Here is a 13,169-nt window from a genome sequence, read left to right as displayed (position 1 = left end):
GCTTACAGAAACTTTTGTTGAATGGTTACTATGGTTTGTTCTAATTTTTTATCAGTTGTAGGTTCGCCTACAGCATTAAATTTCCACTCGCCATTTCTTTTATAAAACACACCCAGCACCATAGATACACTGCCTGCAAAAGTAGCCTCGTTAGCAATGTCGTACTTGGCAAATACCTCGTTTACACGGGTTGGTGTACCTTCGTAAATCCTGATGGATGCAAACGGAATATCTTTAAAGTCCTGCCCGCGGAAGCTGTTTATAAAAAACGCCACGTAATTTGCAGATGGTGTAAGGCGTGAAAGATCTACAGTAATGACTTCATTATCTAAGCCATCATTACCATTAAGGTCGCCCGTAAGGTCATCGCCACTATGGCGAATGGCCTGATCGTTGCTCTTAAGCTGACGGAAGCTAACGGTGTCAATATTTCTTTTACCTTCATCATATATGGCGCAGCTTGCATCAAGGTCTACCGCCTCTTTTTTAGTGCTGAAGAACCCCTTTTTTTCTATAGCACCCCAGTTTACCCCCACACAAAGGTTAAGTAGTTTACTGCCGTTGCTTTTTTCAAGGTTAATGCGCTGCCCTTTTTCTAAATTTATAGCCATTGTAATTTTATTAGTTGTATTTGTTTAAATATTCCTGTAGCCCGCCACGCTGGCCTACACCTACTGCCTCAAACTTCCATTCGCCGTTTCTTTTATAGATACGGCCAAACTCTACAGCAGTTTCAATAGAGAAATCTTCTTCGAGCTCATATTTTACAAGCTCATTTCCGTTAGAAGCATCAACAATACGCACATAAGAGTTACGCACCTGTCCAAAGTTTTGCTTGCGTATTTCAGCATCATGTATGGTTACTACCACACAAAGCTCTGTAGCACGTGGGTCTATCTTAGCAAGGTCTACATTTACAGATTCATCATCTCCATCTCCTTCACCGGTAAGGTTATCGCCCGTGTGCTGTACCGCCTCATCCGGAGAAGTAAGGTTGTTATAAAATACAAAAAATTCGTCAGCAAGCAGCTTCCTGTTATCGCCCATAACAAATACCGAGGCATCAAGATCAAATGCCGCACCTGTAGAAGATGTGTTTGTATCCCAGCCTAAGCCTATGGTAAATTTTGGAGCATTAAGTGTTTCACGTTGACCTTTCTGTAAGTTGATAGCCATAATGATTAGATTTTTTATTGGTTATACTTTGGTTTATATAATGCAGGTTAACCCTGTAATCTTCAATGGTATGATAATTATTACTAACCGCCAGGTTAAACAATTGCGGCAGTACATTTGGATTAATAATATCAAGCAACGCCATAAATTCAGGCTCCTCAAGCTTCAGTATGTATTTTACTGTACGCGTGTTAAACACAAACGACGGCGCATTGATAACCTCCCCAAGGCTCTCAGTATCCTTAACATAAAAGTAATTATAATAATTCTCAATATTAGGATGAATGTCCTTATTTATTAACTCAGCGAAATATACAAATACAAATTCGCCCTGCACATCATACTCATTAAGTATTTTTTTAACGATAAGCTCATGGCTGCCCGTTATCTTTATGTCATCCATAAACAGGCATAGTTTACCGTTAATATAATTACGGTCTATATAGTAAGTATCGTTAGCTATTAGTTTTACCCTGTCTGCAAAGCTTAGGCTACCATAATCTGTAGTATACGTCTGGTTACGGTATATTTTAGATTCAGACAATGCCTTTTTACCATGAGTGTATAAAAACGCATTCATCTTTAGCTTAAAGTATGAACTAAGATAGTTAGATGCTGTAGGTATGCTGTGGTACGGGCTTGGCAATATCACCACTTCATCGTGCGCCAGTATTAAATCTGAATGCTTTGCTATAAAACCGTCAAAAAGTTCATCGGCAAACTTTTGTGCAATGCTACTATCGCCAAATTTAAACTTGCTGTACTCTGCCTCGCAAAACGGGCTGTTGTTTTTATCGGTAATTTTATGCAGGCTGTAACTTAGGTTCATTATTGATTGGGTTGGTTAATAAATATGCATCGAAGCCAAATTGCAGGGCTCCCTGCTGGTCAGACAGGGCATTATCGCCAACGTGCAATACTTCGTGTTTTTGAATATCGCCTATTTTAAGGATGTTATCCCAGGCATACTGGTACATCTCAGTTCCCGGCTTAGAATATCCGGTTTCATCAGAGTATCCCTGAAAGGCAAAATATTCTTCAAGCCCGTGTGAAGTCAATACCTTTTTAAGCGAACTTCCTTTTATAAAAGCTGTATTGCTCAGTATATTCATGGTTTTACCTTCGCTGTGCAATTGCCTGAAAAGTTCAGGAATTTCAGGATAAAGCAATACAGGCTTATATTGCATCAGCAAATCTTCTGTCGCCTTGTAAAAGCCATCAAGATGGGTAGCTGTAACCGTGTTAATGTCTACATCGAGCGCATCGAGTATAAGATAATAAATTTCGTAGGTGTTAAAGTTGCGGCATACTTTTTCGTTAATTGAATTTGTAAGCACATCAAACTTGCGTATTACTGCAGAAACGGCATCAATAGGTTTATTGATGGCGAAATAATCTCTGAAAAGAAGATTACGCTTTGGTTTAAATTCCGGGTGCGACTTAATAAGGGTAAGCCACAAATCGAAAGAAATATGTTTGTATTTATATAATTCGGGTAACTCCTGCATCATCATTTTATAACATTTCAATATATAAATGACGGTAAATATAGGATTTTAAATGTGCAGATACAATTAAATTTTTATTAAGAATGTGTGCAATGGCTATATTTAACAGGGTTTCAGCAAAGTCAAAATTATTTTAAACCACAAAGATTAAAAATGAGAAAAATTTTATTTTGCCTTTTTTGAAAAATTGTTTGACACAAAAAGATAAACTGAGCCACGCCTTTTTTTAGAAAAAACACTCCAGTTTATAATTACGCCAGTAACACATATTACCATTAAAATGACAAGAAGCAGTATATAAATAACTTCATTAAAAGTATATATACCATAGGTTATTTCACCTACTAAAAAGTAAAGCGATACAAAAAATACAATAATGGATAGTAATAATGAAAATAATTTCATGCCCTGATAATTTAAACAAAATCCGTAAAAGTAGTTTTATATCAAAAATTGGGTAACTAAAAAATTATTAAATATTTATTGTATATCCTTGTTTAAAAAACAGTTGCCCTCTACATATTTACGGGGCAAAGATAATGGTTTAAATCTACCTTAACAGAATTTTAACTTTTAACAGGCTGTTTGTTATTTTTTCTTAGCCTGTTTCTCTACCTCTGTTTTCTTATATAACGGAATAAGATAAGAAAGCGTATAATTAAATCCTACACCAAAACTTCCATCATACGTACGGTTAAACCCCGGGATGTAAAGGTTATCAAATTCTTTAGGCTTTTTATTACTAATAAGGCTATTGATGCGAACACTAAAACCAAGATAGATGTTTGCAAAAAGTTCTGCCTTAACACCACCCACCAATTCTACCCAATGCGCAGAAAGCCCACTGAATTTTTCGCCAGACTGTACCGTTACATCTTCAAAATAATTCCCCTGTCCTTCGGCATTACCCACATCGCTGTTTTGGTATATCGTATAGGAATTGAGAGTATGATTAAAAGTAGAAAAACCATAACGGAAACCAAAGTAAATCATGTTTTCCATATCCAGCCAGTTCTCATATGCGTTAACATCAAGCCCTATTTTAAGATAGCTGCCCTTTGTAGTAAAATTTAGCTGTCGGTCGTCTACAGTATAATCAACATTGCCAAGCTCTGCAGCAGCATAGAGTTTTTTATTCAGCCTGAAATCGCCCACAACTTCTATTGCCCTAAAGCCATCGTCATAAAAAGATCGTGTAAGGCGGTGCAAGTCTACACCTACCCTAAGGCCATAACGCTGCTGGGTAGGTAGCACAGAAACCGGTGCCTGCACAGTATCCATTTTTTCTACTTTCAAATCCTGCTGACCTAAGGCAATAACAGGAAGAAGTATAATAAGCCTAAAAATATACTTTAACATGCGCCTCGTTTTCGTCTGTTATACTGTCTCTTACAATTTCAATACCCTGTATCCAGCGTCCTTTACCATCGCCATCGGTAACAACAGGGTTACTGCCACGCGGATTGTCCTGATCGAGTAAAAACTGGGTTTTATAGCCACAGGCACGCGATACAAACTCCTGCCATACTGTATATTTAAAATCTACATAGTCAGTTCTTTTATCAATTCCATTAGCTACAACCTGGTTAAAAACAAAAGCCCATTTTGTGTGGTTTGCATCAACGCGAAGTGGCACCCTGGTACTATCTACAGTTCCTACAGAAATGATATTTTGCTCATTGTCTACTTCATAATACTGCAGGTTAGTTACATGGTTATAAGATGTCCTGTTATCATTATAATAAAAAGACACAATCATGTTTGGTGTAGTAGGCGTAGTTTCTGCACATATATCATCCTTTTCACAACTGATAAGGTAGATGGCTGTGACACAAAGAACAAGTATGCAACCAATAAGTTTTTTCATCAGGCAGGTGGTTCTATTATCTTTTTTCTAAAAGTACAACATTTTCTACGTGGTGCGTTTGCGGAAACATATCTACAGGGCGTACACGTGTTACTTTATAAACCTCATCCATAAGCGCCAGGTCGCGTGCCTGTGTAGCCGAGTTACAGCTTACATACACCACTTTTTGTGGTGCTATACGCAGTATCTCTGCCACCACATCTTTATGCATACCATCGCGCGGAGGATCGGTAATAATAACATCAGGATAGCCATGTGTTTCAATAAATTCTGCATTGAACACATCTTTCATGTCACCTACAAAAAACTCACAATTAATAATATTATTGCGCCTTGCGTTTTCTTTAGCATCAGCAATAGCCTCCGGCACTGCCTCTACCCCTACCACTTTTTTTGCTTTGCGCGATACAAACTGGGCTATGGTACCCGTACCTGTATAAAGGTCATATACCAGTTCTTCTCCGGTAAGGCCGGCAAAATCGCGGGTTATGCTGTACAGCTCATAAGCCTGATCGCTATTAGTCTGGTAAAAAGACTTAGCGTTTATGCTAAAGCTAAGGCCCTCCATTTGCTCTAATATATAGTCACGACCTTTAAAGAGTTTTATATCCTGGTCATACAGCGTGTCGTTAGCTTTTTGGTTAACCACATACTGTAATGATGTAATACTAGGAAACTGCTCTGCAAGATGGTTAAGTATCAGCTCTCGTTCTTCTTTATTATTATCAAAGAACTGTATCAATACCATGATCTCTCCGGTACTTGCCGTACGTATCATAAGCGTGCGCAAAAGGCCGCTATGCTCGCGTGGGTTAAAAAACGCCAGGTCGTGCTTAATAGCAAACTCACGAACCGAGTTGCGTATCATGTTGCTCGGGTCTTCCTGAAGGTGGCAATGGTTTATGTCTAGTATCTTATCCCACATACGCGGAATGTGGAAACCAAGCGCGTTACGGTTATCAATCTCCTCGCCACTTTTAGATTCCTCTTCGGTTATCCAGCGTGCATTAGAGAATGAGAACTCCATTTTATTACGATAATAAAACTGCTTTTCGCTGCCTTTAATAGGCTCAAATTCGGGTAGTTCTACCTTACCTATGCGCTTAAGGTGGTTAAATACCTCACGGTTTTTGTAAAAAAGCTGCTTTTCATACTGCATGTTTTGCCATTTACAGCCACCACACGACCCAAAATGCTGACACTGGGGTATTACCCTGTCTGCACTGTATTCATGAAAATGTATGGCCTTACCCTCATAATAGGCTTTACGTTTTTTAAACGTTTGTATATCTACAACATCGCCCGGCACTACATTAGGTATAAATATAACTTTGCCATCTGGTGCCTTAGCTACCGATACGCCTTTAGCGCCGGCATCAAGCACATCTACATTTGTAAAAACAATCTTGTCTGTCGTTTTTCTTTTTCCCATGGCGCAAAAATACGTTATTGGTCATTAAATTTAAATAAATTTGTAATTAATCATTATTCCAAATAACATGCCCTCATACCTAGCCTTATTTCGCGCCGTTAACGTTAGTGGCCATAACGTCATTAAAATGGAACACCTGCGTAAGCTAATGGAAACCAACGGATTTAACAACGTGGCTACTTACATACAAAGTGGCAATGTTGTTTTTGATATGGACGAAACAGATAAAGCTAAGGTGGGCCGCGCTATAGAAGTACTTTTATATAAAGAGTATGGGCACGACGTTTTTACCTTTATACTTGACGAAACCGATCTGGAAAAAGCTGTAGATAACAACCCTTACACAAAGCGCGAACCAGAGCCATCGGGCATTAAAAAGTATTTTGTTACGTTTCTTTCAGGCGAGGCCACTACACAGGGACTTGACCAGATGAAAAAATATAACCGTAGTAACGATGAGTTTAAAGCCGTGGGTACTACTATGTATTTAAAATTAGCCCAAAGCGCCGCCGATTCTAAACTTTCAAATTCATTTATTGAAAGTAAAATGGGGCTTAAATCTACCACACGCAACTGGAATACCACACTCAAGATGCTTGAAATGCTGCAGGAACGCAATACTAAATAGTCAATTATGAACCGCTTTGACCGCATAACAGCCATATTAATTCAGCTGCAATCTAAAAAGGTTGTAAAAGCGCAGGACCTTGCTGACCGTTTTAGCATCAGCCTGCGCACGGTATACCGCGACATACGTTCGCTGGAAGAAGCCGGTGTACCACTATATGGCGAAGCCGGTATTGGGTACTCTCTGGTAGACGGCTATCGCCTGCCTCCTGTTATGTTTACACCCGAAGAAGCGATGGCTTTTATTACCGCGGGCAAACTCATGGAAAAATTTTCAGACAAGGCGCTGACCGATAATTTTGCTTCGGCATTATATAAGGTAAAGGCAGTATTGCGCAATACAGAAAAGGATCTGGTTAATAACCTTGAAGACCATATTGATACATTCGACCACCGCCGTGCTACCCCAGCCGGGACTAACAGCTTGGATGTTTTGCTAAAAGCCATTGGGGAGAAAAAAGCAGTACAAATGACGTATAAGGCTTTTGGCAGTGATGATGTAACAAACCGCATTGCTGAGCCTATAGGTGTTTTTCATGAAGATAATAACTGGCATACAATTGCCTACTGCCACCTGCGCGAAATGTACCGCCAGTTCAGGACAGACCGTATTATAGCAATACAGCTTACAGATATAGCACAGCAAGAGCATGTAAGCTTAAAAGAATACCGTGAGCTTTATCCTAAAGAATGGGAAAAATACCCGCTGGAAAAAGTTATCCTCTGCGTAGCAAAACACTGTGTACCATATATACAGGATAGGAAACACTTTTATGGTTTCGTATCTGAAGTTGAAAATGGAGACAATATCGAAATGACTTTTGTAACCCATTGGGCAGAAGAAGGACTTCTGAGATGGTTTATGATGTTTGCAGACTGCGCTGAAATTGTAGAGCCGTTGTGGCTTAAGGAAAAGACAACTGCTTTAGTTGAAAAAATTATTGAAAAGAACGGATTAGGTATAGCTCCCGCTGTAGAAAATTTCAATGGATAAGTTAATCAGGCAAGCAGTAGATAGCATTTTGTTAGAGTGCTTAATGCCTGCCTGATTAAATAAATATCTTTAATTAATCAACCTGATTTGTAAACTGCAGGTTTGCGTGTAGTTTAATATCTTCGCCCAGTACAAGCCCACCAGCCTCTGTAACATCATTGGCATGAATACCAAAATCGTTGCGATTTACAAAGCCATTAATTTCAAAACCGGCACGTTCTACACCAAAACCGTCTTTAGCCTCACCACCAAACAACACATCAAGCGTTACCTGTTTTGTAATGCCTTTAATAGTAAGATCTCCGGTAAGAGTATGCTTATCACCTTCTATATGTTTAAACTCGGTTGAAAGGAATTCTATATCAGGAAACGCATCTGCATTAAAAAAATCGGGCGATTTAAGGTGTTCGTCCCTATCCCGATTATTGGTATCTATGCTATAGACATCAATTTTAATGGTAAAATACGCCTCTGAAAAATCATCGTGCTGCGGCGTTACAAACCTTCCGCTAAATACTTTAAATGTACCCGTAACAGAAGAAATAACCAGATGGCGGATGCGAAAATGAATATCTGAATGTGCAGGGTCTAAAACCCAGTGTTTTGTAGCCATAAAAACATTATTTATGTTGATTATTAGTAGCTGACAGTGATTTAATGATAACCTCAAAATAGTTTTATAAGTAAATCCCTGTTAAGCCATCACTAATTTACACAGAATATGCTCTCCGGAGGTTTTTAAGGCGTAAATTATTTGTTAAACTTTGAATCTGTAAGCTTTTCAACAACACACAAAACACTGAAAGACAGCATATTAAATAAATAAGTATAAAACTGTAAGAAACAACATCAAAAAGCGGTGTTAAACCTTATCTGATGTAACTATAACAATTGCGAACTTTACAAAACACCTAAAATCAAACTGTTATGATTGCTAAAGATGATAAAAACCAAACCCCGGCTCCTAAGGTGTCTAGCGGTAAGGATACCAGCGAAAAGAATGAGAGCAATTTAAAAACCAAGATTAGCGAAGCCGAAAAAAGTGCTCAGCACAAAACCGGGGCTACAAAAACACCCCAGAAAATACAAAACGGTAATCTTGAAGAAAGTAAAAAAGAATATTAATTAAAAGCCATACGATATGAAAACTATAGATAAAAAACCAAGGACAATTATAAGCCAGCCGGTTGATTATACTTATGATGATGAACAACGTGATGCAGGCGATTACATAAACAGCGACCACAGCGAATATAACAGGGGAAACAGCCGTTTTGGCTGGTATGAACCTGAAGAATAACAGGGATAATTTTTTTACCGGGTCAGACGTACGAATTTTTAAAGTTCAGAACCTGATCCAAAAAGGAGCGGGACAGTTTTCACTACTTGTCCCGCTTTTATTATTTTATTCTTTTCTCATTAAAGATTTTCCAGCTGGTTAGATTTTTTGTCATCGCTAATGCTCCAAAAGAAACCTACAAAAAAGAACCTGCTGGCGGGCTGTGTTATAGCCTGGCGGGCATACATACCATCGGCTCCCGCATTATTTGCATAGGTATAACCAAACGTGTTATCATACCCCAACACATTTGATACTGAAAAATAAAGTATTTTTTGCTGACTAAGTAAATAAGCCCAACTCAGGCTTAAGTTATTGTAGCTTTTGGTTTGCCCAGCCATAAATGCGGACTGATTAGGGTTATCATAAGGGCGGCCACTATTAAAACTATAGGTAACCCCAAGTTGCGAGCGCAAGTCGCTTATCCAGTATTTTGTTACTATAGAGAAGTTATGACGTGCAATATACGATGGCGTTACTTCCTTTTCATAATTTTTATAATCGCGTTTACTGTCAATATATGAATACGATATCCAGTAATCAAGATTTTTGATACTGCGGCTGTCGCGGTAAAACAGGTCAATACCCTGCGCAAAGCCTTTACCCTTGTTACTGTAGGTACTGTTATACTCCGGCAATAACGAATTGTATTTTACAAGGTTGGCATAATCTTTATAATAAAACTCTGCCCTAAAAGTTTTTCCATCACCATTGTACATATAGTTAAAGATGTAATGTGCCGTTTTTTCAAATTCAAAGTCTTTAAAATATTTCAGGTAATCGGCTTTTGGTGTCTGATGAAAATCGCCATACGCTAATGAGAACTGCCCCTTTGCCCCTGCTTTGTAAGCCAGTGCTATGCGCGGTTCGATATTGCTTTGCCCTATTACATCACTATAAGTAGCACGAATACCCGTTTTAAGCGCAAACTTTTTTGAAAATATAAAATCTGCTTCAGCATAAGTAGCTGCTATATTATTAACATAACCACTGGTGTAAGTAAACCCAGAAGGCTCAGTATAGCGTTCTGTAAAATCTGTCAGGAAATAATCTGCTCCGAAGGATAATTTTACCCTGCTGCTAAAACCTTTGGTAAACTTCAGCTTCATATGGCTGCTGTGTTCACCGTTAGTCACGGTATTTTCATCAAGGCCTATATCATTATGGCTGTAACCGTATGCTATGCCCGCCTGCACCGTCCACTGAGTACCAAACACTCCCTTATAAGAGCTGTTTGTATAAAAGTTATCATTAGTAATGCTGGTGCGAATTAGTTGAGGCTGATTAATGTCTTTTTGGTTCAGGCTAAAATTGGCTCGGTCAAAAGCCGCATATACTTTAAAAATACCATTCTCTGTTTTGTAACGATATACCGTTTCTCCCGAGAATGACTGATAAGGCTTATTCCAGCTTACATCTTGCGGTACTACTACCTGATAGGGCTGTAAGTTCATATATGCAGCATTTACGCTTAGAGAGCTCCTGCCCCACTTTTGTGTATTGGCAAGGCCAAGCCCTACGGTCATTAATGATATATCGGTCTGCTCCTGGTCAGGTTCTTCAATGGTATTAAGTAACAGCACACTGCTAAGCGCCTCCCCAAACTCAGCCGAATAACCACCTGTAGAAAACATCATCCCTTTAAATAAAAACGGCGAAAAGCGGCCACGTGTGGGCAGGTTGTTTGCAGTTGCATTATAAGGTTGTGCCACGCGTATACCATCTACAAACGTTTGGGTTTCGTCTGCCTCGCCACCACGCACAAACAGGCGGCCGCTCTCTCCCACAGTTTGTGTACCCGGAAGCGTTTGCAGGGCAGCTATAATATTACCGGCGCTGCCTGCCGTGGTAACAATATCAAGCGCGTTTAAGGCTGTAACCTTTGTATTATCGCCGGCACTAAATGTTCCGGCAGAAATTACAACAGCATCTAACGTATTTACATTTTCCTGAAGTTTAAAAGTTTGTGCAGTATAGTTAGCAACATCTATAGTTATGCGTGCATCATCAAAGCCTAAAAAAGTTATTACTAGTACCTGGCTTCCGGTAACATCTGTAGTAAAACTAAAAGTACCATCTGCTGCTGTAGTGCCACCATCATAAGTACCATCTATAAATACATTAGCGGCAGCGGCAGGTTTACCTTTATCATCGGTCACAGTGCCGCTAATAGTGGTTTGAGACTGTGCAAAGGCAGTAACAAAAAGTAGCAAAAGGGTAATTGTTGTTTTCATTCCGGTTGATTTTGATACTGCAAATTTGCGATGCCATCATCTCATAAAATAAAAAAGCTGACCGAACTGTAATTTGAAAGGGATGAACTGCAATATTAAATTTTTGCTCAAACGAAGTAGTTTTAAGAAATTTTTAATATTTTAGCCCAGCCAAACCAGCTGAATAATAAAACAAATTTAACGTAAACTGTTTATTATGAAGTTAAAAGCTTTAACATATAGCCTTATTGCCCTGGTTGCAATATCCTGTAGTGATGACCCTGAGGGTAATAGCCTTAACGGATCGTGGAAGCTTACTAATGCCACAGTAACCGATGGCCCAAGCCTTGAATATGAAACCGGTGAGGTAATGTGGACGTTTAACGAGAACGCTAAAACGCTCGTCGTGCAAAATAACATTAAGACCGCAGGGCCTGAAAACATTATGTCTGGCTTGCCTACTGGTTTTTATGATTACACTATAATTAACGAAGCAAATAAAAGCTATCTGTATGTTGAAGGCCATGAGCAGGGTGCTTTTGCCAATACAGGTTCAAATCTTGTAATAAGTACCGATCCTGACAATATTAAAAACCTGACTAAAGTATTTAAACGATAATTTCTACCTGGAAATGATATGCCGCCTCTTATAGGGCGGCATTTTTTTGTTAAAAAATTTAACTAATTTATACTACTTTTGTCTCCAGCCAATAACCTTTGAACCACCAGTCTTAATGAAAAAATCTTTATTGTTTATCGCAATACTTGCTCCTATTGTAATGCTTGCCCAAATTAAGTTTGAAGCCGGAAATTTTACCGGAAATAATAACAATACAACAAATTGTTTTATAAAGAACCTTGCCTGGAAAAACACTCCGGATTCATTTGAATATAAATTATCTGAGAACGGAGAAATAAAAACGGCATTGCTTAAGGACGTTGCTTCTTTTGAGGTAGGTGGATATCAATTTACCCGTTTTATCGTAGACATCGACAGGTCTGAAAAAAGTATCCAAAGCCTTACATCAGATAAAGTGTTCCATCCTGAAAATACTACCATTTTCCTGAAAATACTAGTAGAAGGTACAATAAACCTGTATTCTTATGAAGACGGTAACCTTGTAAAATATTTTATAAGTACAGGCAATCATGAAAATGCAAAACAATTGCTTTATAAACAATATCTTAAAGATTCGTCTATATTAGAAAACAACCTTTACAAACAGGAACTCATAAATATTATGAGAGACGAAGGTTACAGCATTACAACATTTGAAAGGCTGCAGTATAACAAAGAAAGCCTTAGCCGACTTATCATAAAATATAATACCGATAAAGGTACTGTTACAGACCATACACAAACTCAAAATAAAACAAGCTTTAATTTTAAAGTTACCGCCAGCACAGGGTTAGCATCATTAAAAACATCCGGGGCAGTATATCGTTATGGCGGTATTGGCGGCGGCGGGTATTCTACCGTTAATTATAATTTTGGTAATGCTATAGTACCGGGATTTGGTTTTGAGGCAGAATGTGTTTTACCTTTTAACAATAACAAATGGTCGTTGTTTGTAAACCCATCATTACAGTTTTATAATAAAACTGACGATATAACGACCACTTACGGCGGTACAACAAATACTAGCACATGGAGTTTCAAATATAATTTTATAGAAATTCCTTTTGGTGCGCGGCATTATATGTTTTTAAACACCAATTCTAAAGTATATCTTGAAGCAGCTTATACACTTGCCGTACTGTTAAAAAGCACTTCTATAGAACGGGGAGGCGTAGCCATATATGATGCTTCATCATCTTCCGGGCTTGCCATAGGTACAGGTTTTACTTATAAAGAAAGGGCAAGTATTGGCTTTCGCTATGCTGTAAAAAGAGAATTATTACAATATAATGTAGCATCAGCAAGCTACAGCAGCATAGGGATTATACTTGGCTATAAAATTTTCTAATTTATTAAACAGTACCGCAAAAAACTACGGTATTGTTTAATTAAAA

The 13,169-nt window shown here is 38.4% G+C and carries 15 protein-coding genes; 6 read left to right on the top strand and 9 right to left on the bottom strand.

Translation table 11 applies throughout. The features are described from left to right. Positions 1-2: 2 nt before the first annotated feature. The 7 genes from DYH63_RS06605 to rlmD all read right to left on the bottom strand — a co-directional run bounded on the left by DYH63_RS06605 (position 3) and on the right by rlmD (position 5,983). Positions 3-611 (bottom strand): TerD family protein, encoded by a 609-nt coding sequence (locus tag DYH63_RS06605; protein ID WP_116788056.1) that lies wholly within the window; start codon positions 609-611, stop codon positions 3-5. 10 nt (positions 612-621) lie between these two features. After that, positions 622-1,176 (bottom strand): TerD family protein, encoded by a 555-nt coding sequence (locus DYH63_RS06600; protein ID WP_116788055.1) that lies wholly within the window; start codon positions 1,174-1,176, stop codon positions 622-624. Continuing rightward, positions 1,145-2,005, bottom strand: a complete 861-nt coding sequence (locus DYH63_RS06595; protein WP_116788054.1) for a phosphoribosyltransferase family protein — start codon at positions 2,003-2,005, stop codon at positions 1,145-1,147. Before DYH63_RS06595 ends, DYH63_RS06600 begins: the two co-directional genes overlap by 32 nt. Continuing rightward, positions 1,980-2,705, bottom strand: a complete 726-nt coding sequence (locus DYH63_RS06590; protein WP_240409071.1) for an HAD family hydrolase — start codon at positions 2,703-2,705, stop codon at positions 1,980-1,982. The genes DYH63_RS06595 and DYH63_RS06590 overlap by 26 nt, the downstream gene beginning before the upstream one ends. A gap of 567 nt (positions 2,706-3,272) precedes the next feature. After that, entirely contained in the window at positions 3,273-4,043 is a 771-nt protein-coding gene (locus tag DYH63_RS06580; protein WP_116788051.1) for a DUF6048 family protein, read from the bottom strand. Continuing rightward, a complete protein-coding gene (locus DYH63_RS06575) occupies positions 4,024-4,551 on the bottom strand; it encodes a DUF6452 family protein (RefSeq protein ID WP_116788050.1) in 528 nt (175 codons plus the stop codon). Before DYH63_RS06575 ends, DYH63_RS06580 begins: the two co-directional genes overlap by 20 nt. A gap of 16 nt (positions 4,552-4,567) precedes the next feature. Then, positions 4,568-5,983, bottom strand: coding sequence for a 23S rRNA (uracil(1939)-C(5))-methyltransferase RlmD (rlmD, locus tag DYH63_RS06570; protein WP_116788049.1), 1,416 nt, complete (start codon positions 5,981-5,983; stop codon positions 4,568-4,570). Between the two features lie 67 nt (positions 5,984-6,050). On the opposite strand from rlmD, the gene DYH63_RS06565 reads away from it, so the two are divergent. Beyond that, a complete protein-coding gene (locus DYH63_RS06565; RefSeq protein WP_116788048.1) occupies positions 6,051-6,611 on the top strand; it encodes a DUF1697 domain-containing protein in 561 nt (186 codons plus the stop codon). 6 nt (positions 6,612-6,617) lie between these two features. Next, positions 6,618-7,604 carry a helix-turn-helix transcriptional regulator gene (locus DYH63_RS06560; protein WP_116788047.1) on the top strand — a complete coding sequence of 329 codons (987 nt, stop codon included), beginning with the start codon at positions 6,618-6,620 and terminating at the stop codon, positions 7,602-7,604. A gap of 73 nt (positions 7,605-7,677) precedes the next feature. On the opposite strand, the gene DYH63_RS06555 is transcribed toward DYH63_RS06560, so the two are convergent. Continuing rightward, positions 7,678-8,217: a YceI family protein gene (locus DYH63_RS06555; protein WP_116788046.1), complete on the bottom strand. Its 540-nt coding sequence runs from the start codon at positions 8,215-8,217 to the stop codon at positions 7,678-7,680. Positions 8,218-8,531: 314 nt separating this feature from the next. On the opposite strand from DYH63_RS06555, the gene DYH63_RS06550 reads away from it, so the two are divergent. Both DYH63_RS06550 and DYH63_RS21255 read left to right on the top strand, forming a co-directional pair. Further along, complete coding sequence (locus tag DYH63_RS06550; protein ID WP_116788045.1) at positions 8,532-8,729, top strand: hypothetical protein; 198 nt, start codon at positions 8,532-8,534, stop codon at positions 8,727-8,729. Between the two features lie 16 nt (positions 8,730-8,745). Next, a complete protein-coding gene (locus DYH63_RS21255) occupies positions 8,746-8,904 on the top strand; it encodes a hypothetical protein (protein WP_162926950.1) in 159 nt (52 codons plus the stop codon). A gap of 119 nt (positions 8,905-9,023) precedes the next feature. Here DYH63_RS21255 and DYH63_RS06545 read toward each other — a convergent pair whose 3' ends face one another. Then, a complete protein-coding gene (locus DYH63_RS06545; protein ID WP_116788044.1) occupies positions 9,024-11,177 on the bottom strand; it encodes a TonB-dependent receptor in 2,154 nt (717 codons plus the stop codon). Between the two features lie 196 nt (positions 11,178-11,373). On the opposite strand from DYH63_RS06545, the gene DYH63_RS06540 reads away from it, so the two are divergent. Together DYH63_RS06540 and DYH63_RS06535 are read left to right on the top strand one after the other, a co-directional pair. Further along, positions 11,374-11,775, top strand: coding sequence for a hypothetical protein (locus DYH63_RS06540; RefSeq protein WP_116788043.1), 402 nt, complete (start codon positions 11,374-11,376; stop codon positions 11,773-11,775). A 115-nt stretch (positions 11,776-11,890) separates the two neighbouring features. Continuing rightward, positions 11,891-13,123: a hypothetical protein gene (locus tag DYH63_RS06535; RefSeq protein WP_116788042.1), complete on the top strand. Its 1,233-nt coding sequence runs from the start codon at positions 11,891-11,893 to the stop codon at positions 13,121-13,123. The last annotated feature ends 46 nt before the right edge of the window (positions 13,124-13,169 follow it).

It is taken from the genome of Flavobacterium psychrotrophum (genome assembly GCF_003403075.1).
GTDB lineage: Bacteria > Bacteroidota > Bacteroidia > Flavobacteriales > Flavobacteriaceae > Flavobacterium > Flavobacterium psychrotrophum.
The sequence above is the reverse complement of the archived record's forward strand: the minus strand, read 5'-3'. Positions and strand labels throughout refer to the sequence as shown.